This window comes from Limisphaerales bacterium, from assembly GCA_014382585.1.
Taxonomy (GTDB): domain Bacteria; phylum Verrucomicrobiota; class Verrucomicrobiia; order Limisphaerales; family UBA1100; genus JACNJL01.
This window is the reverse complement of sequence record JACNJL010000026.1, coordinates 25,269-48,715: the sequence shown is the minus strand read 5'-3', so window position 1 is coordinate 48,715 and position 23,447 is coordinate 25,269. Positions and strand designations below refer to the sequence as shown.

At 55.4% G+C, this 23,447-nt stretch carries 33 protein-coding genes; all 33 read right to left on the bottom strand.

The features are described from left to right. Positions 1-73 precede the first annotated feature (73 nt). The 33 genes from rplQ to rpoC all read right to left on the bottom strand — a co-directional run bounded on the left by rplQ (position 74) and on the right by rpoC (position 23,430). A complete protein-coding gene (gene rplQ / locus H8E27_03725; protein MBC8324715.1) occupies positions 74-814 on the bottom strand; it encodes a 50S ribosomal protein L17 in 741 nt (246 codons plus the stop codon). Positions 815-825: 11 nt separating this feature from the next. Continuing rightward, on the bottom strand, positions 826-1,908 hold the full coding sequence (locus H8E27_03720) for a DNA-directed RNA polymerase subunit alpha (GenBank protein MBC8324714.1): 1,083 nt from the start codon (positions 1,906-1,908) through the stop codon (positions 826-828). 109 nt (positions 1,909-2,017) lie between these two features. Next, the gene (gene rpsD, locus H8E27_03715) at positions 2,018-2,626 is read right to left on the bottom strand and encodes a 30S ribosomal protein S4 (protein ID MBC8324713.1); all 609 of its coding nucleotides are present in this window, start codon (positions 2,624-2,626) and stop codon (positions 2,018-2,020) included. Positions 2,627-2,646: 20 nt separating this feature from the next. Next, on the bottom strand, positions 2,647-3,312 hold the full coding sequence (rpsK, locus tag H8E27_03710; protein ID MBC8324712.1) for a 30S ribosomal protein S11: 666 nt from the start codon (positions 3,310-3,312) through the stop codon (positions 2,647-2,649). Between the two features lie 26 nt (positions 3,313-3,338). Further along, a complete protein-coding gene (gene rpsM / locus H8E27_03705) occupies positions 3,339-3,770 on the bottom strand; it encodes a 30S ribosomal protein S13 (protein MBC8324711.1) in 432 nt (143 codons plus the stop codon). A gap of 4 nt (positions 3,771-3,774) precedes the next feature. Next, positions 3,775-3,888, bottom strand: coding sequence for a 50S ribosomal protein L36 (gene rpmJ, locus H8E27_03700; GenBank protein MBC8324710.1), 114 nt, complete (start codon positions 3,886-3,888; stop codon positions 3,775-3,777). Positions 3,889-3,896: 8 nt separating this feature from the next. Further along, complete coding sequence (gene infA / locus H8E27_03695; GenBank protein ID MBC8324709.1) at positions 3,897-4,133, bottom strand: translation initiation factor IF-1; 237 nt, start codon at positions 4,131-4,133, stop codon at positions 3,897-3,899. Then, on the bottom strand, positions 4,094-4,882 hold the full coding sequence (gene map / locus H8E27_03690; GenBank protein ID MBC8324708.1) for a type I methionyl aminopeptidase: 789 nt from the start codon (positions 4,880-4,882) through the stop codon (positions 4,094-4,096). Before map ends, infA begins: the two co-directional genes overlap by 40 nt. A gap of 27 nt (positions 4,883-4,909) precedes the next feature. Then, positions 4,910-6,355, bottom strand: a complete 1,446-nt coding sequence (gene secY / locus H8E27_03685; protein MBC8324707.1) for a preprotein translocase subunit SecY — start codon at positions 6,353-6,355, stop codon at positions 4,910-4,912. Positions 6,356-6,364: 9 nt separating this feature from the next. Then, complete coding sequence (gene rplO, locus H8E27_03680; GenBank protein MBC8324706.1) at positions 6,365-6,853, bottom strand: 50S ribosomal protein L15; 489 nt, start codon at positions 6,851-6,853, stop codon at positions 6,365-6,367. Positions 6,854-6,873: 20 nt separating this feature from the next. Then, positions 6,874-7,542, bottom strand: coding sequence for a 30S ribosomal protein S5 (rpsE, locus tag H8E27_03675; GenBank protein ID MBC8324705.1), 669 nt, complete (start codon positions 7,540-7,542; stop codon positions 6,874-6,876). Positions 7,543-7,593: 51 nt separating this feature from the next. Next, on the bottom strand, positions 7,594-8,163 hold the full coding sequence (locus H8E27_03670; protein ID MBC8324704.1) for a 50S ribosomal protein L18: 570 nt from the start codon (positions 8,161-8,163) through the stop codon (positions 7,594-7,596). Positions 8,164-8,173: 10 nt separating this feature from the next. Continuing rightward, the gene (gene rplF, locus H8E27_03665; GenBank protein MBC8324703.1) at positions 8,174-8,710 is read right to left on the bottom strand and encodes a 50S ribosomal protein L6; all 537 of its coding nucleotides are present in this window, start codon (positions 8,708-8,710) and stop codon (positions 8,174-8,176) included. A 24-nt stretch (positions 8,711-8,734) separates the two neighbouring features. After that, positions 8,735-9,121: a 30S ribosomal protein S8 gene (gene rpsH / locus H8E27_03660; GenBank protein MBC8324702.1), complete on the bottom strand. Its 387-nt coding sequence runs from the start codon at positions 9,119-9,121 to the stop codon at positions 8,735-8,737. A gap of 12 nt (positions 9,122-9,133) precedes the next feature. Further along, positions 9,134-9,403, bottom strand: a complete 270-nt coding sequence (gene rpsN, locus H8E27_03655) for a 30S ribosomal protein S14 (GenBank protein ID MBC8324701.1) — start codon at positions 9,401-9,403, stop codon at positions 9,134-9,136. Between the two features lie 15 nt (positions 9,404-9,418). Beyond that, a complete protein-coding gene (gene rplE / locus H8E27_03650; GenBank protein ID MBC8324700.1) occupies positions 9,419-10,033 on the bottom strand; it encodes a 50S ribosomal protein L5 in 615 nt (204 codons plus the stop codon). Next, positions 10,030-10,329, bottom strand: coding sequence for a KOW motif-containing protein (locus tag H8E27_03645; GenBank protein MBC8324699.1), 300 nt, complete (start codon positions 10,327-10,329; stop codon positions 10,030-10,032). The genes rplE and H8E27_03645 overlap by 4 nt, the downstream gene beginning before the upstream one ends. Next, on the bottom strand, positions 10,329-10,694 hold the full coding sequence (rplN, locus tag H8E27_03640; protein MBC8324698.1) for a 50S ribosomal protein L14: 366 nt from the start codon (positions 10,692-10,694) through the stop codon (positions 10,329-10,331). Before rplN ends, H8E27_03645 begins: the two co-directional genes overlap by 1 nt. A gap of 23 nt (positions 10,695-10,717) precedes the next feature. Then, a complete protein-coding gene (gene rpsQ / locus H8E27_03635) occupies positions 10,718-10,972 on the bottom strand; it encodes a 30S ribosomal protein S17 (GenBank protein MBC8324697.1) in 255 nt (84 codons plus the stop codon). A gap of 8 nt (positions 10,973-10,980) precedes the next feature. Continuing rightward, on the bottom strand, positions 10,981-11,199 hold the full coding sequence (rpmC, locus tag H8E27_03630; GenBank protein ID MBC8324696.1) for a 50S ribosomal protein L29: 219 nt from the start codon (positions 11,197-11,199) through the stop codon (positions 10,981-10,983). Between the two features lie 4 nt (positions 11,200-11,203). Continuing rightward, the gene (rplP, locus tag H8E27_03625; protein ID MBC8324695.1) at positions 11,204-11,617 is read right to left on the bottom strand and encodes a 50S ribosomal protein L16; all 414 of its coding nucleotides are present in this window, start codon (positions 11,615-11,617) and stop codon (positions 11,204-11,206) included. A 34-nt stretch (positions 11,618-11,651) separates the two neighbouring features. Continuing rightward, the gene (gene rpsC, locus H8E27_03620) at positions 11,652-12,335 is read right to left on the bottom strand and encodes a 30S ribosomal protein S3 (protein ID MBC8324694.1); all 684 of its coding nucleotides are present in this window, start codon (positions 12,333-12,335) and stop codon (positions 11,652-11,654) included. Between the two features lies 1 nt (position 12,336). After that, the gene (locus H8E27_03615; GenBank protein MBC8324693.1) at positions 12,337-12,867 is read right to left on the bottom strand and encodes a hypothetical protein; all 531 of its coding nucleotides are present in this window, start codon (positions 12,865-12,867) and stop codon (positions 12,337-12,339) included. Then, entirely contained in the window at positions 12,867-13,145 is a 279-nt protein-coding gene (gene rpsS, locus H8E27_03610; protein MBC8324692.1) for a 30S ribosomal protein S19, read from the bottom strand. The genes H8E27_03615 and rpsS overlap by 1 nt, the downstream gene beginning before the upstream one ends. Before the next feature lie 9 nt (positions 13,146-13,154). Next, positions 13,155-14,024, bottom strand: coding sequence for a 50S ribosomal protein L2 (gene rplB / locus H8E27_03605; GenBank protein ID MBC8324691.1), 870 nt, complete (start codon positions 14,022-14,024; stop codon positions 13,155-13,157). Between the two features lie 14 nt (positions 14,025-14,038). Then, positions 14,039-14,359 carry a 50S ribosomal protein L23 gene (gene rplW / locus H8E27_03600; GenBank protein MBC8324690.1) on the bottom strand — a complete coding sequence of 107 codons (321 nt, stop codon included), beginning with the start codon at positions 14,357-14,359 and terminating at the stop codon, positions 14,039-14,041. 8 nt (positions 14,360-14,367) lie between these two features. Continuing rightward, positions 14,368-14,997, bottom strand: a complete 630-nt coding sequence (gene rplD, locus H8E27_03595; protein MBC8324689.1) for a 50S ribosomal protein L4 — start codon at positions 14,995-14,997, stop codon at positions 14,368-14,370. Between the two features lie 15 nt (positions 14,998-15,012). Next, positions 15,013-15,660 carry a 50S ribosomal protein L3 gene (gene rplC / locus H8E27_03590; GenBank protein MBC8324688.1) on the bottom strand — a complete coding sequence of 216 codons (648 nt, stop codon included), beginning with the start codon at positions 15,658-15,660 and terminating at the stop codon, positions 15,013-15,015. A gap of 4 nt (positions 15,661-15,664) precedes the next feature. After that, the gene (rpsJ, locus tag H8E27_03585) at positions 15,665-15,976 is read right to left on the bottom strand and encodes a 30S ribosomal protein S10 (protein MBC8324687.1); all 312 of its coding nucleotides are present in this window, start codon (positions 15,974-15,976) and stop codon (positions 15,665-15,667) included. 8 nt (positions 15,977-15,984) lie between these two features. Continuing rightward, positions 15,985-18,162 (bottom strand): elongation factor G, encoded by a 2,178-nt coding sequence (gene fusA / locus H8E27_03580; protein MBC8324686.1) that lies wholly within the window; start codon positions 18,160-18,162, stop codon positions 15,985-15,987. A 67-nt stretch (positions 18,163-18,229) separates the two neighbouring features. Further along, positions 18,230-18,703: a 30S ribosomal protein S7 gene (gene rpsG, locus H8E27_03575; protein MBC8324685.1), complete on the bottom strand. Its 474-nt coding sequence runs from the start codon at positions 18,701-18,703 to the stop codon at positions 18,230-18,232. Positions 18,704-18,712: 9 nt separating this feature from the next. Further along, positions 18,713-19,099 carry a 30S ribosomal protein S12 gene (locus H8E27_03570; GenBank protein MBC8324684.1) on the bottom strand — a complete coding sequence of 129 codons (387 nt, stop codon included), beginning with the start codon at positions 19,097-19,099 and terminating at the stop codon, positions 18,713-18,715. A 176-nt stretch (positions 19,100-19,275) separates the two neighbouring features. Next, positions 19,276-23,430, bottom strand: coding sequence for a DNA-directed RNA polymerase subunit beta' (rpoC, locus tag H8E27_03565; protein ID MBC8324683.1), 4,155 nt, complete (start codon positions 23,428-23,430; stop codon positions 19,276-19,278). Positions 23,431-23,447: the final 17 nt, after the last annotated feature.

The window sequence follows — 23,447 nt, the reverse complement described above, 5'->3', positions numbered from 1 at the left end:
CAGGCCCAATAAAAAACCCACCCCGTCATGCAAACGGGGTGGGTTGGAATTGGGTTGGTTGACGAGGCGTCGGTTAGTCGGATTTTTTGTTGTCGTCGGATTTGGGTTCCTCTTCAGACTTGGCTTCCGGTTCTTCAGTCGCGGCTTCCTTGGGTACCTCAGTTTCCGTTTCCTCGGGCGCAACTTCTTCTGTTGCTTCCTCAGTCACAGCTTGTTCAGTGACTTCCTCGCTGGAAGCCTCTTCGGTGGGTTCGGCGGTGGTGGATTCTTCAACCACTTCCTCGGCAACTGCTTCGGCAACTGCTTCGGCTTTAGATTCTTTGGATTCTTTGGATTGGGGCGCTTTTTTGCTTTCGCGGACAGGCGTGTCGCCGTCTTTTACCCACTCAAGGATGGCCATTTCGGCGGCATCGCCGCGACGACGCCCGAGCTTGATGACTCGCGTGTAACCGCCATTGCGCTCGGCAAAGGTGGGAGCGATATCTTCAAAAAGAATCCGAACCACATCTTCGTTTTGGCGCCATTCATCGCGCCGCACTTTACCACTCACGCCATTGTGCTTGGAAAAATGGTGGCGCGGTTGCTGTTGTAATCGCGCAGCCACAAGGCGGCGGCACTGAATGGCGTTATCCTTCTCCTGGCCTTTTTTGCCGAGGGTGACCATTTTATCGGCCACCACGCGGGCGGCTTTGGCCTTGGCGAGGGTGGTTTGAATTTTTCGGTGTTTGATGAGGCTGCACACCAGATTGGCGAGCAACGCGGTGCGGTGCTCACTGGTGCGGCCTAATTTGGCGGTGCGTTTACGGTGGCGCATTGTCTTGTTCGTTAATCGTCAAACGCGAGACCGGCGACTCCGGAGGCGTCCACGGTTTCTTCTTCCATGGAGCCGAATTCGTCTGCTCCGTTTTGCGGTTGAGGTTCGGCACTGGCATCGTAGATGCCTTCCTCGAAGGTGAGGCCGAGACCGAGCTTCAGCTCGACGAGTTTGTCTTTAATTTCATTGAGTGATTTCTTTCCGAAATTGCGATACTTGAGCATGTCCGCCTCCGATTTGGTGGCGAGCTGGCCTACGGTAGTGATGTTGGCGTTGTTTAGGCAGTTGGCGGCACGCACGGAGAGTTCAATCTCGTTGACGCTCATGGCCAACAACCGGCGCAATTCGGATTTCTCCTCGTCGTGGCTTTCATTGGCTTCCTCAAACTCAATGGCTTCCTGATCGTAATCGACGAACACATCGAGGTGATGCTGGAGGATGGCACTGGCTTGGGTAAGGGCGTCATCTGGCTTGATGCGCCCGTCGGTCCAGATTTCCAGCTCGAGGCTGTCGTAGTCCGTGCGTTGGCCCACGCGGGCGTCTTTCACATCGTAACGCACCTTCGTGACAGGTGAGAAAATTGAATCGATTGCGATGACGCCGATGGCTTGATTGGCCTTTTTGTTGTCATCACCGCTGAGAAAACCGCGGCCGACTTGGACCTCGAGTTCCATCAGGAATTTCATTTTCTTGTCTAGCGTACAGATGTGCTGCTTGGGGTTGATCACCTCGGTGTTTTGGTTCAGCTCAATGTCGGCAGCAGTCACAGCACCGTCTTTGTTGACGGCGATCATCAAAACCTGCGGATCACGCGAGTGGAGTTTGAACTTCACTTTTTTGAGGTTGAGAACAATTTCCGAGACATCTTCTACCACGCCTTCCACGGCGGCAAATTCGTGCTGCGCGCCATCAATTTTAACGGAGGTGATGGCCGAGCCTTCGAGACTGCTAAGCAGCACGCGGCGCAATGAGTTGCCGATCGTGTGACCATAGCCGGTCTCAAATGGTTCAGCGACAAACTTGGCGTAGTTTTTTTCCTCACCTTCCTTGCGGAGGTGCTTCGGTTGTTCAAATCGTCCGAGTCGTATTGGCATATTTTTCTTTTTCTAGGTTGCAATTTTAATCTGACTGCTGGCTTCGTTCCCGCGTGCCAGCGGCCCCTATAATTGCAGGGTTGCACCGGCCCCGAAAGGCCGGCAACGGTTAGCGGGAATAAAATTCTACAATCGCCTGTTCGTTGGCGATCGGTTGGATATCGTCACGGGTGGGGATCCGTTCCACCACGCCTTCGTAGGCATCTTTGTCGAGGCTCAACCAATCCGGCACATTGCGGCTGGTAGAATACTCAAGATTTTTGTCAGCGAGGTGGCGACTTTTGTCGGTGTCTTTCACGCCGACTTTGTCACCTTCCTTGATGACGTAACTGGGGCTGCTCACGCGGCTGCCGTTTACCAGTACGTGGCCGTGGGTTACCATTTGCCGTGCTTGCGCACGGGAATAGCCAAAGCCGAGGCTGTAGACAATGTTGTCCAGACGCGTCTCCAAAATTTGGAGCATGATTTCGCCGGTCACGCCGCGGCGACGAATGGCTTTTTCGTACACGCCGCGAAATTGTTTTTCCATCAACCCATAATAGAAACGCAGCTTCTGCTTTTCGATAAGCGCAAGGGCGTAGTCGGTGGCCTTGCGGCGACGGCTCTGCCCATGTTGTCCGGGCGGGTAATCTTTGCGCTCCAAGTATTTGGAGGGGCCAAAGACGGGCGTCCGCAAGCGGCGGCTGATGCGAAGTCGGGGTCCAGTGTAACGTGCCATTTTGGTAAAATATTTAGGATTTAAACGCGGCGCCGCTTCTTGGGGCGGCAGCCATTATGGGGTATGGGGGTGACGTCTTTGATGGTCGTGATTTCGAGCCCCACCGCTTGCAGTGCGCGGATGGCGGATTCGCGGCCGGAGCCGGGTCCTTTAACGCGGACTTCCACTTCGCGCAGCCCGTGGGCCTTCGCTTCGTTAGCGGCGCGTTGGGCCACTTGTTGGGCGGCGTAGGAGGTGCTTTTGCGGGAGCCCTTGAAGCCGGCGCGACCGGCGCTGTACCAACTGATGGGGTTGCCCTGCATATCGGTGATGGTCACCAAAGTGTTATTGAAGGTGGCCTGTATATGAACAATGCCGTGGGTGACATTCTTCGATTTCTTGGCCTTGATGATCTTGACGTCATCAACATTGTCCGACAGTAAATCTGCGGCCGTGGGAGCTGAATGGTGTCCTTCGGCGGGTTCAGCCGGTTCAGCGGAAGCCTCTTCGCCTTTTTGTTCGCTTTCAACAGCTTCAGCCTTATCGCCAGCATCAGCTTTTTCAGCCTTCTCTTTCTTGGCGGGCTTCTCGGCTTTTTCTTCCTTGGCAGGGGCCTCTTCTTTTACTTCAGCAGCAGGTTGCTCTGCAGCATCAGTTGCCTTGGGCGCCTCGGCCTCGGTTGCGGGATCTTGTTTTTCTTCAGCCATAATTCAGTCAGTTAATGAAAATGAAATTAGTCTTTCTTGCGCTGGGCCCCGACGGTTTTCTTCGGACCTTTGCGGGTACGGGCGTTGGTTTGGGTGCGTTGGCCGCGCGTGGGTAACCCGCGTTGATGGCGCTGGCCGCGATAGCTCTTGATGCTCTTGAGGTTTTTGATGTCCTCGGACACTTTCCGACGCAGATCACCTTCCACCAGGATGGGGCACAACTCGGTTTCCGGATTGGGTGCCGTGCGGGTTTGCGAGGGGCGCATCTCGGTGGTCTGGATGGCCTTGGCAATTTGCGCGAGCTGTTCTTCAGAAAGCGTGTGGGCGCGGGTGCCGGCATCGATGCCGGCGTTTTCCAAAACCTTGACCGCAACGGCAGGGCCGATGCCATAAATGGAGCGCAGCGCGATGTCGATGCGCTTGGCGGAGGGTACGTCGATTCCTAAAATGCGGGGCATAAGATTATCCTTGGCGCTGTTTGTGGCGCTTGTTTTTACAGATGACACGCACGACGCCTTTCCGCCGAATGACCCGGCAGTGTTCGCACATTTTTTTGACTGAGGCGCGTACCTTCATGTTGTTCCTTATTTCGTTGTTGTCTCTAAACTATTTAATTGCACGACCCTTCCCTTGGAAAGGTCGAAGGTGCTGACTTCCAACACCACGTTATCGCCCACCGCCGCTTCCGCCAGCAATCCGCTGGTGGCCCGCGTGGTGTGGCCCATCATTCGGTGGCCGTTTTCCAACTCCACCCGCACCAATCGATGCGTCAATACTTCTACTACGCAACCGCTGACGCGGATGGCTTCTGCTCCAGACATGTTAAAATCTCAGGCTCCCCATCGGTCACCGCGATTGTATGCTCAAAATGAGCCGACGGACGGCCATCCCGTGTCACCACGGTCCAACCATCCGACAAAAATTTCACTTTCATTCCACCAACATTCACCATCGGCTCGATGGCAATCGTCATTCCCGGCCGCAACTCGGGCGTCTCGCCGGTGCTAACAAAGTTTGGGATCTGCGGTTCTTCATGAACCGTCCGTCCTACTCCGTGTCCCACAAATTCACGAACGATGGAAAACCCATTAGCTTCCACCCGATTTTGCACCGCACAGGAAATATCCTTCACCCGGTTGCCCGGTAATGCGCGAGAAATTCCATCATACAGAGCTTCCTGAGTCACATCAATCAATTTTTGTGTTTCTTCGGAACACTCGCCCACAATGACCGTCCGAGCGGTATCGCCGATAAATCCATTCACGCGCACGCCGCAATCGAGACTGACGATGTCGCCCTCTTTCACTTTGCGTTTGCCGGCGAGGCCGTGCACGACTTCATCATTCATCGAAATGCAAATGTGGCACGGATACTTTCGGCCGCTCACTTCGTAGCCCAAAAATGCGCTCTTGGCTCCATGCGCCTTGATTCGACTGGCGGCGTATTCGTCAATCTCACGGGTGCTTACGCCCGGTTTCACCCAAGCCGATGCCTCCGCCAACACCGTACCGGCCACACGCCCTGCTTCGCGCATGGCGTCCAGCTCTTCGGATGTTTTGATCGGGATCATGGGGCTACACTACAAATACTCACAGGATTAATTAAATCGTCCGCGCACTTTACCGGTTTTCAGGAAGCCATCGTAATGGCGCTGGGCCAAATGACTTTCCACCTGTCGCATAGTATCAAGCATTACGCCCACCATAATCAATACACTCGTACCGCCAAAGAACTGGGCAACGATCATCGGGATATCAAATTCGTTGGTCAAAATGGTGGGTAAAATTGCAATCGCCACCAGGAACATCGCGCCCGCCAAAGTAAGCCGGCTCATGGCATGATGCAAAAAGTCGCGTGTGGCATTGCCGGGACGCACGCCGGGAATGTAGCCGCCACCTTTCTTGAGATCATCAGCAATTTGCGTTTCATTAAATTGCGTGGCCACCCAGAAATAACTGAAGAACAAAATCATCAACCCCACCATAACCAGATTCCAAACGTTTCCATAGGCGAGTGCATCGCCCATCCCGGTAATTGTATCCCCGAGCGATTTTAGGAATTGGCCGCCGGATTCCTTGGCAGTCATAATGGCACTCCCTTTATCGGCCAACACGCGGCCCAACGTTCCAAAAATTTGCGCCGGAAACATCATGATCGCCTGAGCAAAAATGATCGGCATCACCCCCGCATAGTTGACGCGTAAAGGAAAGTAGGTCGAACCACCTTGATATTGCTTACGGCCCACAGTGCGCTGGGCATATTGAACCGGAATTTTTCGCATCGCCTGGGTGACGGCAATCACCGCCCCCACCACTGCTAACAACAGACCCACCAGTAACACGCCTTTGAACGCATGCGCATCATTTTTGGCAAACATCTCATAAAATGAGAACACAGCCGTATCTATCTGGGCGATAATGCCTACGGTGATGACCAGTGAAATACCATTGCCAATGCCTCGTTCGGTAATCTGTTCACCCAACCACATGAGTATCACCGTGCCGGTAGTCAGGAGCAACGTGGTCCGCAAATGGTACCACCAGTCCGCCGCGCCAATCACCAATTCACCTTCGAATTGTTCGAAACCTGGAATTTTTGAGGGATGCTCCCATCCCATGCTCATCACAAACCCCTGACCAAGACAAAGCAACACGGTGAGGTATCGACCGTATTTAATGATCTGTGTGCGACCACCTTCCTCACGGGATAGTTTACTCAGAGAAGGCACCACTGCAGTCATCAACTGCAAAATAATTGTGGCACTGATATACGGCATGATGCCAAGCGACCCCAAAGCACAACGCTCCATCGCCCCTCCGGTAAACATGCTGTACATGCCGAGCAAGGAGGTCCCGCCTTCGCTGGACTGCTTTTCAGCAAGAATTTTGAAGTACTCAGAAAGAGCAAACCCGTCCAGTCCGGGAACCGGCACTTGCGCTATCAACCGACACACCAACAGCAGCAACAACGTAAAAACAATTCGACTCCGGAGTTCCGGAATCTTAAAGCAATTGCTGAGGGTTTGGAAATACCGGGCGAACATGAGGCGTGATTATTCCTCCGTTGCCGGTTCGTTTGCCGGAGCAGCCGCGATGAGCGCGGTACAACTGCCGCCCGCCGCCTCAATGGCTGACTGAGCGGAAGCACTAAATTTATGAGCGGTCACGGAAAGTTTTTTCTTCAACTCACCCGTGCCCAAGATTTTCACCTTCACATTGCCTTTGCCGTTGGCTAGGCCCTTGGCGATGATAGCTGCAACGTCCACGGTGGCGCCTTCGTCAAAATGGGCTTCAAGCGCTTCTAAATTCACCGCCAAATAATCGACCCGATGAACAAAATTATTGAACCCGCGCTTGGGAAGGCGACGGATGTAGGGCATCTGACCGCCCTCAAAGGTGGCACGAGTGCTGCTGCCAGCGCGGGAATTTTGGCCCTTATGGCCTCGGGTGCTGGTTTTTCCCCGGCCACTGCCGGGGCCGCGGCCCACACGTTTGCGGCGGGACTTGGAGCCGGGTCTGGGTTTGAGGTCGTGCAATCGCATGATAAATTTCTCCTTAAAAGTTAGTCTGATTTTTTCCCGCGCGCCTTGTACACATCCTCGCGCAGTCGCAAACTTTCCAACGCTTGCATGGTGGCTTTGGCCACATTGGCCGGGTTATTCGATCCCAGTGATTTGCTAAGCACATCGCGGACGCCGGCGCTTTCGAGCACCGCGCGAACGGTCTTGCCGGCGATGATGCCGGTACCAGGCGAGGCAGGCCGCAGCAACACGCGCGCGCCATCAAATACGGAATACACTTCGTGCGGCAATGTGGCACCGTGAAGCCGTACTTTCACCATTTTTCGGCGGGCATCTTCGTTGCCCTTTTGAATGGCGGTGATCACTTCGCGGGCTTTGCCGATGCCCACACCGACGCCGCCCTTGTGGTTTCCGGTGACCACCAATGCGCTAAATCCAAATCGTCGACCGCCCTTCACCACTTTGCTCGAGCGGTTAATGAAAACCACTTTCTCGGTCAGTTCGTTCCCTTCGGAATCGGTCACCACGGCGGGCGCGCGACGTTCGCGAGGGCCTCCGCGACGATTGCCGCCACGTCCGCCACCACCACGATTGCCACCACCACCACCACGAGGGCCACGATCATTTTGCGCCGCGGGCGCGGGGGTGTTTGCTGCAGGTGCTGCGGGGGCCGCTTCAGCCGGGGATGCAGCTGGTGCGGGGGGGGTGATTGGTGTTGTTGTTTCCTCTGCCACGTTGATGATCGTTTAATTCAGGTTAAATTATTTGCCGGCCTCGGCTTTTTCTGTTTCCGCAATCGGCTCGGTCACTTCAGCCTGCTTGGCCTTCTCGGCCGGGCCAGCCTGCTCGGCCTTTTTTTCTTTTTTGGGTTTCTTTTCCTTTTTTTCCTTCTTCGGCTTTTCGGCCTTCTCTTCCTTGGCGGCTTTTGCGGATTTGGCGGATTTCTTTTCTAAATCGAGACCAAAATCTAATCCGGCGCGGGTTGCCGCGTGGGCGAAGATGTCGATTTTACCATCCTGCACGTAACGCGCGCCGCAGCGGTCAAAAATTACTTTGCTGATTCCTACGGCTTTGGCGGCTTCGCCGGCGGCTTGGCCGACCACTTCAGCACCGGCTTTGTTGGCGGCGAGTGTTTCACGGCCAGCCTGCGCCTTGTGGCGGGTGGACGCGGAGGCCAGTGTGCAACCTTCGTCGTCGTTGATGAATTGCACGTAAATGTTGCGCTCGGTAAAGCGAACGGCCATGCGTGGGCGCGCAGCGGTGCCGTGGAGTTTTTTGCGAATCCGCCAGCGGCGGCGTTGTGCGATTTTGCGTTTCTGTTCGGGTCTCATCGAAATTTCCTTATTGAACTTGTTTGCCCTGTTTGCGGATGACGTGTTCGTCGCTGTAGCGCACGCCCTTACCTTTGTACGGCTCCACTGGGTAGTAGCTACGCACCTCGGCGGCCATTTTGCCAACAACGGCTTTATCCGCGCCTTCGATCGTAACGTTGGTGTCGTTTTCCACGGTGACGGTGATGCCTTGTGGAATGACGTGATTGATCTCGTGTGAGTAGCCGAGCAACAGGTTGAGCTTCTGCCCCTTCACGGCGGCTTTGAAGCCGACGCCGTGGATCTCAAGTTTTTTGACAAACCCTTTGTCCACGCCCATCACCATGTTGTTGATGAGACTGCGTGCGAGGCCGTGCATGGCCTTGGAGCGTTTCTCGTCGTTTTCGCGGGTGACGATAATTTGATCATCCTCCAGCTTGGCTTCGGTGCGCTCGGGGAGATCCAGCTTGAGACTGCCCTTGGGGCCTTCCGCCGAAATCGTCCGACCGCTGAGATTGACCTTCACGGTACTCGGCACGGGCACGGGCATTTTACCAATTCTTGACATCGTTGTTCCTCTAAAAAGTTTTAATTACCAAACGTGAGCCAGCACTTCACCGCCCACTTTCTTTTCGCGCGCACTGGCGCCGCTCATCACGCCCTCCGACGTGGAAATAATCGCCACGCCCAAACCGCCGAGCACCCGCGGCATCTCGCCGGCACCCACGTACTTGCGCAGGCCGGGCTTGCTGATTTTTTTGATGCCCGCAATCACGCCCTTACGGCCGTTATATTTGAGTGCCACTTCAAGCCGCTTGATGACACCCGATCCGGTGACTTGATAGCTGGTGATGTAGCCTTCTTCCTTGAGAATGTGGGCCACGTTTTCCTTGAGCTTGGAATAGGGCACGGAACAATCCGGATTGGTCGCCATATTGGCGTTCCGAATACTGGTGAGCATGTCTGCGACGGGATCCATTGTATTAAATTATTACCAACTGGCTTTGGTGACGCCCGGGATCATCCCGCTTAACGCTGCCTCACGAAAGGCGATGCGGCTCATGCCGAATTTGCGGATGAAGCCGTGTCGGCGTCCGGTGACATGGCAGCGATTCACTACCCGCACGGGGGAGGCATTGCGTGGCAGGAGCGCCAGTCCGGCGTAATCGCCCGCTGCCTTCATTTCTTTACGCCGCTCGGCATATTTCACCACCGTGCGCTCTTTGCGCTGGTTCCGTTCAATCCACGATTTCTTGGCCATATTAAATTATCCTAATTATTCGCTGTCTTTACTCTCGGTGGCCGGAGCTTCTTCCGCCGGTGCTTCAGGCTCAGCCGCGGGCGCTTTTTTATTGCGAGCGAATGGCATCCCCATGCGAGTGAGCAGATCCAGCGCCTCGTCGTTCGTCCCGGCAGTGGTCACGATGGTGACGTCCATGCCCTGGGTGCGCTTTACTTTATCCATCTCGATTTCCGGGAAAATAGATTGCTCAGTGATGCCCATGGAATAGTTGCCGTGACCGTCAAATGATTTTGGGTTGATGCCGCGGAAGTCGCGAATACGCGGCAGCGCAGCGGCGGTGAGGCGATCGAGAAACTCGTACATCACTTCGCGGCGCAGTGTGACGTGACAACCGATGGGCATGCCTTCGCGCAGCTTGAAATTCGAAACACTCTTCCGAGCGAGATCAACCACCGGTTTGCGGCCAGTAATCGTTTTCATGTCGTTGATTGCATCTTCCAACGCGGATTTTTCCAGCGTGGCGTCGAGCCCCATGTGCACGATGATTTTCTCAATGCGCGGCACTTGATGCAGGTTGGTATATTTCCGGTCCTTCTTCAGGCCCGGTTTCACTTCCTCGTGATATTTGCTGTAAAGTCTGGGTTTCATTGTGCTTTCTTCTGCGCGCGCGCGTTCCAACGGTCGAGCTTCATCACATTGGAAATGTGAAGCGTCGGATTCAAACGGAGGCGTGTGCCATTCGGGAATTCTGTGCTGCGCTTTTGGTGCTTCACGATCATATCGTCTTCAGCAAGGCCCTCGATCTCCACTTCCACGCGATTATTGTCGGCGAGGATACGGATGACCTTGCCTTCGGCATCGCGGTGTTCGCCGGCGAGAATTTTCACCTGATCATCGCGCCGCACGCGGTTTTGCTTTTTCTTGCCTTGAGTTTTTTCAGCCATTACAGAACCTCCGGTGCGAGGGAAATGATTTTCATGAATTTCTTTTCGCGCAACTCGCGGGCCACGGGGCCAAAAATGCGGGTGCCGCGCGGGTTTTTGTCGGCGTCAATAATGACCACCGCGTTGTTATCAAATCGCAGGTACGAGCCATCACTGCGGCGAATGGCTTTCTTGGTGCGAACGATGACGGCGTCAACCACCTCGCTCTTCTTCACCGCACCATCGGGAGCGGCCTCTTTGATGTGGGCCTTCACGACATCGCCGATCTCGCCGTAACTCTTGCGTTCGCCGAGCACGCCAATGATGGCGGCACGCTTCGCGCCGCTGTTATCGGCCACTTCACATACTGAACAAAGTTGGAGCATAATTCTTTTCCTGCTGTCTCGTGCTATCGAACGACTTCCACCAACTCCCAGCGTTTCAGTTTGCTGATCGGGCGGGTTTCGCGGATGCGCACGTGATTGCCCGGCTGGGCGACACTCTCGGCATCGTGCACGTAATATTTCTTAAACTTGGTGATCACTTTTTTGTACAGCGGATGCTTGATGCGGCGCTTCACGCGCACCACGATGGTTTGGGTCATCTTGTTGGAGATGACTTCGCCGCTGCGTTCTTTGCGATGTTTTTCTTGGGTTTCGCTCATGGATAAAATTAGTTGGCGGCCACGGTTGCAGCTTCGGCTTGTTTGCGGAGCAGCGTGAGCCGCGTCTCGAGCCGCGCGATTTGTTTGCGCAGTAATGGAATGCGATGGGGCTTCTCCAGACCGCCACCCTTTAACAGGGTGAGACTGAACAGCTCCTGCTTGGTCAGCAGCACTTGCTCGCGCAATTCGGCGGCGGGCATTTCGTTAATTTCTTCTTTCGTCTTCATGCTACTACAGTCGGGTCACAAATCGGGTTGGGATCGGCAGTTTAGCTGCGGCGAGGCGCATGGCGTCGCGGGCCAGGCTTTCGCTCACGCCACCGACTTCAAAGAGCATATTTGCCGGGCGCACCACGGCGACCCAGCCTTCAACGTTGGCTTTGCCTTTGCCCATCCGCACTTCCAACGGTTTCTTGGTGTAAGATTTTTGCGGGAACACGCGAATCCAAACTTTGCCGCGCCGTTTCATTTTGCGGGTGATGGTTTGGCGGCAGGCTTCGATTTGCTGGGTGGTGAGCCAGCAGCGGTCGAGCGCTTGCAGGCCGAATTCGCCGAACGAGACATTGCTGCCCTTCCACGCAATGCCGGCACGGCTGCCGCGGTGCATTTTGCGGTACTTAACTCGAGCTGGAATTGTGGCGGCCATTAAATTATTTTTCTAAGCGTTCGGTTTTAAGTTGTTATTGTTTGCCCTTGGAGGCGCCGGTCTCGATGACTTCTTCTTCACCGGATTTTCCAGGGGAATCTTCGCCCTTACAAATCCAGCATTTAATGCCCAGCAAACCGGCTTTGGTTTTGGCTTCGGTGAAGCCGTAATCAATGGTCGCACGCAATGTGTGCAACGGCACACGGCCCTCGAGATATTGCTCCACGCGAGCGATCTCAGATCCGCCCAGTCGTCCGGCGCACCGGATGCGAATGCCTTCGGCGCCAAAATCCATTGCCGTTTGCACCGCACGCTTCATTGCGCGGCGATAGGCGATGCGGCGCTCCAGCTGCATCTTCACATTCTCAGCAACCAGTTGGGCGTCGGTTTCGGGTTGCCGGATTTCCTGAATGTCCACGTACACTTCCTTGCTGGTCATGCGCGCAAGCTCTTCCTTGATCACATCAATTTCCGCGCCACGACGGCCAATGACCACGCCGGGACGGGCGGTGAGAATTTTGATGCGTACGCGTTGGGCGGCGCGCTCGATGAGAATCTTGGTGACCGCAGCGTTCTCGAGCTTGCCGTAAAGCAAATCTCGAATTGCTCGATCTTCAGCCATGAACGCGGCGAAGTTCTTCTTGTCGGAATACCACTTCGATGCCCAGTCCTTGGTGACCGCGGTGCGAAGCCCGATTGGATTGGTTTTTTGTCCCATGTTATTGGTCGTCGCTAAAATCGTCGGAAAGGGTGATGCGGATATGCGTGCAGCGCTTAAGAATGACAGAGCCGCCGCCGCGGGCGCGGGTCATCCAACGGCGCAACGGCGTGGCCGAAGTGGCCATCGCACTTTTGATGCGCAAATTGCCGGTGTTCACTTTGCCACCGTTGTCCAGGTACGTCTCGAGCTTGGCCAGTTTGGTGATCAAATGGCGGTGCTTACGCTGGATGATACCGTTTTCGTCCGAATGGTTTTCAATGTCCTGCTTGAGCTTGGCCACTTTTTCCTGCACCTCGGTAAGATTCCATTCCGCGCCGATATGCTCGGCATTGTGCAGTGCGGTGTTGAGTGTCTTCTCAATGAAGCGCGCAGATTTACGCGGGATCGCGGAGAGCACAGCCTGCGCCCTGCTTACCAGCATTCCCTCTTTTTCGCCTTTGTTATTTTTCCTCGGCAACAGTTGGCGGGTGACCTCGCGCACTTTCTTGGCCGACATCCGAACATTGCGGGTGGTGCAGGTAAATTCCATTATTTGGTCTCCCTCTTCACGTGGGCGCTGTGCCCCTTGAACACGCGGGTGGGTGAAAATTCGCCCAGCTTATGACCGACCATGTTCTCAGTGACGAACACCGGCAAAAACGTTTTACCGTTGTGAACATTAAAAGTGTGCCCCACGAAATCCGGATGGATGGCGCAGCGGCGATACCATGTTTTGATAGGCCGGTTTTGGCCACTCTCTTTTTGGACCTGAACCTTCGCCATCAGCTTGGGTTCCACGAACCAGTCTTTTTTAATTGAACGTGCCATGCGATTTAATTATTTGCGTTTCATCGGCCGACCATCGCGACGCACAAGGATGAATTTGTTGGAATACTTTTTCTTGGAACGGGTTTTGAAACCACGAGTGATAACGCCCCACGGTGTAACCGGATGCCCGCCTCCGGAGGTCTTCGCTTCGCCACCACCCATCGGGTGGTCGACGGGGTTCTTTGCCACCGCACGGGTAATGGGCCGAATGCCGCGATGCCGCGAGTTACCAGCTTTACCGATGACCTGGTTTTCGTGGTCGGTATTGCCCACTTGACCAATGGTGGCCCAGCAAATTTCTTTGACACGACGAATCTCGCCGGAAGGCAGTTTGATTTGCGCCATCCCGCCGTCACGGCTCATCAGTGTAGCAGCACCACCCGCTGAGCGAACGATTTGGCCGCCACGACCGGGGGTGATTTCAATATTATGAATCGTTGCGCCGAGCGGTACGTTCTTGAGCGGCAACGCACTGCCGATTTCCGGCTCGGCATTGGGCCCGCTTTGAACACTATCGCCCACGCCAAGTTTGTGCGGAGCAATAATGTAACGCTTCTCGCCACCTTCGTACTCAAGCAACGCAATACGCGCCGAACGCATGGGATCGTACTCAATTGCGACAACTTTTGCCGTCACCGTGGCGTCTTCGCCGAACGTTTTACGGGAAAACCGGCGCTTGAAATCGACGTTGCGAATCTTTTGTTTCGCACCACCGCCGATGCCGCGCATGGTGACACGGCCGCGATTGTTGCGTCCGCCGGTTCTCTTACGGATTTTCACCAACGCCTTTTCAGGCTTGGTCTTGGTGATCTCCTCGAAGGTCGAGCGCTTGATGTAGCGCATCGAGGGGGTGGTGGGTTTGTAAGATCGGATAGGCATCGGGAAATTCTTTCTTAAACGAGTTCGATGGATTCGCCTTCTTTGAGGGTGACGACAGCTTTTTTCCAGTTACCGGTGAAGCCCGCCATCTTGGTGCGGCCGCGTTTCACTTTGCCGCGCACCGTCATCGTGTTCACGTTAGTGACGCCCACTTTGAACAGCTCCTGCACCGCTTTGCGGATTTGGAATTTATTGGCGCGGCGATCAACTACAAACGAGTATTGCGGCGCGCAAGATTCCTTCATGCCCTCGGTGCGGCGCTGGTTGTACAGGTCGCGCTGGATTTGGGTTTTCTCCTTGTCCCAAACGCCTTTAATAATAGTAAATGAATCCATGGCGTTCCTTATTTGAGACGACCGGCCACCGCATCGAGGCCGGCTTGGGTGATGACGATGCGATCGGGGCGCAGCACTTGATACGTATTCAAGCTGCTCGCCTCGGCGAGTTCCACCAGCGGAATATTCCGCGAGGCGAGGCAAAGATTGTCGTTCTGGCTGGCATCGGCATCCACAAGCAAAAGCGTTTTGGCTTCCGTATCAATGGCGTCGAGTTGGGCGCTGAGGGCTTTAGTTTTTTTGGTCTCCAGTTTGAGATCGACCACCACGGTCACTTCGCCGTCTTTCAGCCGTTCGCTGAGTGCCTTGCGCAAAGCGAGCGTGCGGGTTTTGGCGTTGACCTTCTTGGAATAATCACGCGGCACGGGGCCGTGCACTACGCCGCCGCCGGAGAAAATATTGGTGCGGCGCGAACCCGTCCGGGCGCGACCGGTGCCTTTTTGGCGCCACGGTTTTTTGCCGGTGCCGCTCACTTCGCCGCGATCTTTGGCTTTGGCCGTGCCGCTACGTTGGGCGGCCATATACGCCACCACTGTGTCGTGCACGGCTTGCTCGCCCTTTTCGTCTTGAATGACATCAAAGCCGACGGAATACGTTCCCGTTTCCTCGCCGCTTAGTGTCTGTACTTTAAGTTCCATCAAAAATTTCTCCAGTTACTTTGTGGCCTTCGGTTTTTTCTTGGCCTCGCGGATGACCACGTAATCGCCATTGGCTCCGGGGATAGCGCCTTTCACGAGCAATAACTGATCTTCCTCGCGCACTTGCACGATTTTCAAATTTTGCACCGTACGCTGGCGTTGGCCCATATGGCCGGGCATCTTTTTGCCCTTACTCACCCAACCCGGGGTGGAGCCGGCGGCGATGGATCCGGGCCGACGGAACCAGCCTTTTTGACCGTGAGAGGCAGGACCGCCGCCGAAGTTCCAGCGTTTAACCACGCCTTGAAAGCCGCGGCCTTTGGTGCGGGCGATGGCGTCCACATGATCGCCCGGCTCAAACACCGTCACCGGCACAGTATCGCCCGGCTGCACTTCGAGGCTGAAATCGCGGAATTCTTTTACCCATTTAGTGGCTTCGGCATTGTGTTTTTTGAAGTGTCCCTGCATCGGCTGGGTGACACGGTTTTTGTGGCTTTGATCGTCGTACCCGATTTGCACCGCGTTGTAGCCGTCTTTGCCGTCAGCGGTTTTGCACTGAACGACGCGGTTTTCGCCGGTGTGAATCACGGTGACGCACACGGCATTCCCGGCGTCGTCGTAGACGCGCGTGGTGCCAATTTTTTTGCCAATCAATCCAACCATGTTGCTAGAAAATTCTAATGTTAATATCCACGCCGGCGGGGAGGTTCAGTTTTTTCAATTCATCGATGGTGTTGGGCGTGGGAGCGAGAATGTCGATGAGCCGTTTGTGGGTGCGTTGCTCGAATGTCTCCTGACTCTTTTTGTCAACGTGCGGAGAGCGGGTCATGGTGAACCGCTCGCGGCGGGTGGGCAACGGGATGGGGCCGGCCACGCGACTGCCGGTGCGCTTGACGGTCTCCACAATTTCCTGTGAGGAGCGATCGAGCACGCGGTGGTCGAAGCCTTTGAGTCTGATTCTAATTTGATTTCCGGCCATAAAAATACCTAAGCTCGAGCAGCCTTTTTGGGTGCCTTGTCGAGGATTTCGTCCGCAATGCTCTGCGGAACGGGTTCGAATGTCAACGGCTCCATGCTGTAGGAAGCACGGCCGCTGGAAAGTGAGCGGATGGCGGTGGCGTAGCCGAACATCTCGGCCAGCGGCACTTCGGCATTAATGATGGTGCCGGAGGGTTTGCTGTCGATGCCCTGCACTTTGCCGCGCCGACGATTGAGATCGCCAATGAGGTCGCCCTGATATTGATCGGGCGTGGTGCATTCCACTTTCATCACCGGCTCCAACAAAATGGGTTTGGCTTTGGCCACCGCGTCTTTGAGCGCGAAGATGCCGGCCATTTTGAAAGCCAGCTCGTTGGAGTCCACTTCGTGGTACGAACCATCAATGATTTGCACTTTGAGATTGATCATCTCGAATCCGGCGAGTACGCCGCTGCGGATGGTCTCTTCGATGCCGGCTTGAACCGCCGGTATGTATTCCTTGGGAATCACGCCGCCCACGATTTTATTCTCGATGAGAATGCCCTCTTCTTCATTGGGCTCAAGGGTGATGACCGCGTGGCCGTACTGGCCGCGACCACCGGATTGTTTCACAAACTTGCCAACGCCTTCAGCGGCTTTGGTGATGGTTTCGCGGTAAGCAATTTGCGGCGCGCCGGACGTGGCGGTGACGCCAAACTCACGGCGCAGTCGATCACAAATAATTTCCAAGTGTAGCTCACCCATTCCGGCAATCAACAGCTGGCCGGTTTCTTCGTGTGTGTAACAGCGGAAAGTCGGATCTTCCTCGGCCAAACGCTGAAGGCCTTCGGACATTTTTTCCTGATCGGCCTTGGTTTCTGGCTCGATGGCCATGGAGATGACAGGCTCCGGGAAAGTCGGCGGCTCGAGGCACACATCGAGATCCGGCGTGCACAGCGTGTCGCCAGTAGTAATGTTGCGAACACCCACGAGCGCGGCGATGTCGCCGGCGTACACCGTCTCCACCTCTTCGCGTTTGTCGGCCTGAATCATCATAATCCGGTTCACGCGCTCTTTGCGGCGGGTGCGCGGGTTATATAGAGTGTCGCCCTTGCTGATGGAGCCGCTGTAGACGCGGAAGAACACCAGTTTGCCGGCAAACGGATCAGTCCAAAGTTTGAATGCCAGCGAACAATACGGGGCATTGTCGTCGGCGGGCAGCGTGGTGATTTCGTTTTCATCATCCACATCGGCAGCCTCGGCGGCTTCCACGTCCAGCGGGGATGGCAGGTAATCGATGACCGCATCAACCATCGGTTGCACGCCTTTGTTTTTGAAGGCGGACCCCCCAAGAACCGGCACCAATTCATTGGCAGCGGTAAGGCGGCGGATGGCGTGTTTGAGCGTTAAATTATCAACCGGCGTTTCGTTGAGGATCATTTCCATCACCTCGTCGTCTTTGTCGCCGACCGCTTCGATCAATTCGGCGAGAGCCAACTCGGCTTCTTCTTTCAACTCAACCGGAATTTCCTCCACGTTAATCTTTGTGCCGAGCTCTTCGGACTCATCGTAAATGAGTGCCTTTTGGCTGATGACATCAATGACGCCGCGGAGATTTTCTTCCGCACCAATCGGGATGCCCACCGGATACGCGTACGCACCAAGTTTCTCGCGCATTTCGGCGACCACACTATTAAAGTTCGCGCCGGTACGATCCATCTTATTGATGAACGCAATGCGGGGCACGCCGTACTTAGTCGCCTGCCGCCAGACGGTTTCGGACTGCGGCTGCACACCGGCGACGGCGCAAAATACGGCAACCGCGCCGTCGAGCACCCGCATGGAGCGCTCCACCTCGGCGGTGAAATCCACGTGGCCGGGGGTGTCGATAATGTTGACGCGATGGGCGACGCCTTCCCACAGCTTATCAGTGCCATCGGGCTTTTGCGTCCAAAAACAAGTGGTGGCCGCGCTGGTAATTGTGATGCCGCGCTCGCGCTCCTGTTCCATCCAGTCGGTGACGGTGTTGCCGTCGTGCACCTCGCCGATTTTGTGCGAGAGGCCCGTGTAAAAAAGGATGCGCTCGGTGGTCGTGGTTTTGCCGGCATCAATATGCGCCGCAATCCCGATGTTCCGGGTGCGCTCCAGTGTGTACTCGCGGTCCGGCGAGTTCAGTGCTTTTGTATCTATGTCAGTCAATGTTTCCATCGTTGGTTTGGATTAAAAAACGCCCCGATAAATCCACGCTCGGGGCGTCTCACAATCCAAATTGTTTTTACCAGCGGAAATGGGCAAATGCCTTGTTGGCCTGTGCCATCCGGTGGACCTCATCGCGGCGGCGAATGCAATTGCCTTCACCGTTATACGCATCAAGAATTTCGTTGGCCAACGCCCGTTTCATTGGCGTGCCTTTTTTGGCCTTGGCAAATCCCACGATCCAACGCAGGGCCAATGCTTCGGAACGTTCGCCGGTGACTTCCAGCGGCACTTGATAAGTGGCGCCCCCCACGCGGCGGCTCTTTACTTCTAAACGCGGCTTGGCGTTTTCCACGGCGCGTTGCAACACTTCCAGCGGCGTGGCGCCTTCCTGCTTCTCGCTAATTTGGTCGAACGCATCATACACCAGGCTTTGCGCGAGATTGCGCTTGCCGCATTTCATAATGGTGTTCACCAAACGCCCGATGAGCCGGCTGTGATGGCGGGCGTCGGTGCGTATCGTGCGTTTAACTGCTCTGCGTCTGCGTGACATATAAAATCCTTATTTCTTCTTGCCGGCCTTCGGGCGTTTCACGCCGTACTTGGAACGGCTCACCCGGCGCTTCTCCACGCCGGCAGCATCGCGGGTGCCGCGTACCACGTGGTAACGCACACCTGGCAAATCCTTGATCCGACCACCCCGCACGAGCACGATGGAGTGCTCCTGCAAACTGTGTCCCTCATCCGGGATGTAGGCGATAATCTCGTTCCCGTTGGTGAGGCGCACCTTACAAACTTTTCGCATCGCGGAGTTCGGCTTCTTCGGGGTCCGCGTGTACACCTGCAGGCACACGCCCTGCCGGAAAGGACAGTTCTCGAGCGCGGGAGAAGCGCTCTTCTCTTTCGTCCGTTTCCGTCCTTTTCGGACCAGCTGATTAATTGTCGGCATTATAAAAAATAGTTCGCTTGCCCGCGCGTTGTCCGCGTCGGCAAGCGATTCGGGGGCGGGATAATACCAAAGTAAAATCCCGTTGCAACAAGTTTTATGAATTATTTTCGGGAAAATCCCGGGAGGCGTTATGCCCCCCAATTCCGACCTTTTAGCCGGTTTTTCTTTCAAAAACTCTAACTTGCCATTTCCTCTTCGTCATCGAGCAGCAGATTCGGTGCTTCCACAGCTTCCACTTCCTCGACTTGCGGGTCGAGGCTGAGGTTGCGATGGCCGTCAAATCCCGTGCCGGCGGGGATAATGTGCCCCATAATTACGTTTTCCTTGAACCCACGTAGGGTGTCTTTTTTGCCCAAGGTGGCGGCCTCGGTCAACACGCGCGTGGTGTCCTGGAAACTTGCGGCGGATAAAAAGCTCTCGGTCTCGATGGAGGCCTTTGTGATGCCGAGGAGCACGGGGCTCGCTTCGGCAGGTTGGCCCCCCATGTTTTCAACGCGCTCGTTTTCTGCCTCGAACGCCAAGCGGTCGATTTGTTCGCCCCACAAGAACGTGGTGTCGCCGGGCTCGGTGATTTTCACTTTGCGCAGCATTTGGCGCACGATCATTTCGATGTGCTTGTCGGCGATGGTCACGCCCTGCAATCGATACACTTCCTGCACTTCGTTAACCAGAAAAGCTTGCAGTGCGCTCACGCCGAGCACCTCAAGAATGTCATGCGGCACCATCGGGCCTTCAGTAAGTTGCTGGCCTTTCTTCACGATATCGTCTTTGAAAACGATGACGTGTTTGCCGATCGGAATCATGTGCTCCTCTTCCTCGCCGGATTCCTGATCCTGCACGATGACCGTGCGCTTGCCGCGCACGATGGCTCCGAAGTCGACCTTGCCGTCGATCCGGGCAATCTCCGCAGCATCCTTTGGCTGGCGCGCTTCGAAGAGTTCCGAGACCCGCGGCAAACCGCCGGTGATGTCTTTGGTCTTGGACGTTTTGCGCGGCGTCTTGGCCAGCAGCGTGCCGGCTTGGATGGTGTCGTTATCGCCCACCTGCACGTGCGCTCCGGCGGGGATGGGGTAATTGGCAACGACTTCCTTTTTCGAGTCTTCAATGATGATTTGCGGATGCAGATCTTCTTTGTGCTCGATGACGACCATTGAATCCTGGCCGGTGGCTTCGTCCACTTCCATTTCCATGGTGACGCCCTCGATGATGTCGTGGAATCGAATGCGGCCTTTTTTCTCCGAAAGAATCGGCACGTTGTATGGATCCCATTGCACGAACGTTTCGCCGGATTTAACCTTATCGCCATTCGCCACGGTGATCACAGCGCCGATGGGGATGTCGTAGGTTTCCAATTCGGCATCCGTCTTGGCATCGCGCACGATGACAGAGCCGTTTTTGTTAAGCACAATGTGGCTGCCATCCTGCAGATCCACAATGCGGAGGCCTTCGTATTGAACCACGCCGGCTTTCTTGGCTTTGATTTCCGGCTGCTTAAAGACCGAAGAAGCGGTGCCGCCAATGTGGAAGGTCCGCATAGTCAGCTGCGTGCCGGGCTCGCCAATGGATTGTGCGGCAATAATGCCCACCGCCTGCCCAAGCTCGGCGGTATAGCCGGTGGCGTGGTTGCGGCCGTAGCAATGGGCGCAGACGCCCTGCTTGTTTTCGCAGGTGAGTACGGAGCGCACTTTCACTTTGTCGATGCCGGCATCTTCAATGGCCTTGGCGTGGGCTTCGTCAAATTCCACGCCGGCTTTGATGAGTTTTTCATCGGGCTTGATGGGGTTGATGATGCTGTCGCACGAGTGTCGGCCCACCAGGCGATCTGCCAAATGCACGACTTCCTCTTCACCTTCTTGAATCGCCTCAACCCAAATGCCGTTGTTGGTGCCGCAATTCATTTCCTGAATGATGACATCCTGCGCCACGTCCACGAGCTTGCGGGTCATGTAGCCGGAGTCAGCGGTTTTGAGCGCAGTATCAGCCAAGCCTTTTCGGGCGCCGTGAGTGGAGATGAAGTATTCCAGCACCGTAAGGCCCTCGCGGAAGTTTGAGAGGATGGGTTTCTCGATGATGTCACCGCTGGGCTTGGCCATCAGTCCGCGCACGCCGGCGAGCTGCCGGACTTGCTGGCGGTTACCACGCGCACCGGAATCCACCATGAGGGCAACGGGGTTGTACTCTTCTTTGCCCTGATTGGCCTCGAGCGTTTGCAGCATCACGTTGGAAATCTTATCCGTTGCGTGCGTCCAAATATCGATGATCTTGTTGTAACGCTCGCCCGGCGTGATGACGCCCTTGCGGTATTGTTTCTCTACGTCGGCGATTTCCTTTTCGGCACCTTTGATTTCCTGACCTTTTTCCTTCGGGATGATCATATCATCAATGCCAATGGAAGCGCCGGATTTGGTGGCCTCCCGGAACCCAAGTTCTTTGAGGCGGTCGAGGGTTTCCACCGTTTTTGCGTGACCAGCTTGTTTGTAAGAATCAGCAATGAGATCGCCAATCTTAGCTTTGCCAACTTCGAAATTTGCGAAGCCCAATTCCTCGGGCCAAATCTCGCTGAAAATCACGCGGCCGACGGTGGTCTCGATGATGACGTCTTCAGAATTACCGTAGACCGTTTCCTTGCCGTGATCGGGATTCGCCAGGCGAATGGTGGTGTGCGTGTCAACCACACCTTCGTCCAGCGCAAAGAGCACTTCGAATTTGTCGCCAAACAATATTTTCCGGTTGTTCTCCTTGTACTTCTTCTTGTTCATCTTCTCCGGATTCACCGTGAGATAGTAGCAACCGAGCGTGATGTCCTGCGTAGGCGTCATAATCGGCCGACCGCTTGACGGGCTGAAAATATTGTTGGGTGCCAGCATCAACAGGCGCGCTTCCATTTGTGCCTCCACGGAGAGTGGCAAATGCACCGCCATTTGGTCGCCATCGAAGTCCGCGTTGTATGCGGTACACACCAGCGGATGCACACGGATCGCCTCGCCTTCAATCAACACCGGCTCGAATGCCTGCACGGAAAGACGGTGCAAAGTGGGCGCACGGTTAAGCAATACCGGATGGCCTTTGGTAACTTCTTCGAGCACATCCCAAACTTCGGAGGTTTGACGCTCGATGAGTTTTTTGGCGGAACGCACGGTGTGCACGTAACCCAATTCTTTGAGACGACGGATGATGAATGGCTCGAATAACACGAGCGCCATTTTTTTGGGCAACCCGCATTGGTGCAGCTTCAGCTCCGGCCCGACGACAATCACCGAGCGGCCGGAATAATCCACGCGCTTGCCGAGCAGGTTTTGGCGGAAGCGGCCGCCTTTGCCCTTGAGCATATCGGAAAGACTTTTTAATGCGCGATTGCCCGCGCCGGTCACGGCGCGCCCATGGCGACCGTTGTCGAACAACGCATCCACCGCTTCCTGCAACATCCGTTTTTCATTGCGGATGATAACCTCGGGGGTCTTCAACTGCGTGAGATTTTTCAGGCGGTTGTTGCGGTTGATGACGCGACGATATAAATCATTCAAATCACTGGTCGCAAAGCGGCCGCCTTCCAATGGCACGAGTGGGCGCAAGTCCGGCGGGATCACGGGCAGCACCGTAAGTACCATCCATTCCGGACGCGAACCGGAGGCTTCAAAGCCCTGAAAGAGCTTGATGCGTTTGGCGAGTTTTTTGCGGATTTGTTTGGAGCGCGTTTTGGTCATCGCTTCCTGCAATTCCACCACGCCCGCAGCGAGATCAATTCGAGAAAGTGCATCGTGCACTGCCTGCGCACCCATCGCGGCTTCGAAAGATTCCGGGCCGTAAGTTGCTTTGGCTTCGCGGAATTCTTCTTCGGTAAGCAATTGATTTTGCACCAGTGGCGTTTCGCCGGGATCCACTACGAGATAATCCTCGTAGTAAATGACGCGCTCGAGATGGCGGCCGGTCATATCCAACATCAAGCCGAGGCGCGAGGGCATGCATTTGAAAAACCAGATGTGGGTGGCCGGCACGGAGAGATCGATGTGGCCCATCCGCTCGCGGCGCACGCGGGCGAGGGTGACTTCGACGCCGCAGCGATCGCAAACAACGCCTTTATATTTGATGCGCTTGTATTTGCCGCAGGAACATTCCCAGTCTTTGACGGGGCCAAAAATGCGTTCGCAAAAGAGGCCGCCTTTCTCGGGCTTGAAGGTACGATAGTTGATGGTCTCGGGGTTTTTAACCTCACCTTTGGACCAGCGCCGAATGGATTCGGGGCCGGCAACGGAAAGGGCGACGTGATCCACAAGGTTCACGCGTTCGAGTCCCAGCAATTCACGGGCGGATTGATTGGCAGTGTCGCTCATATTTTTTCCAAATTACG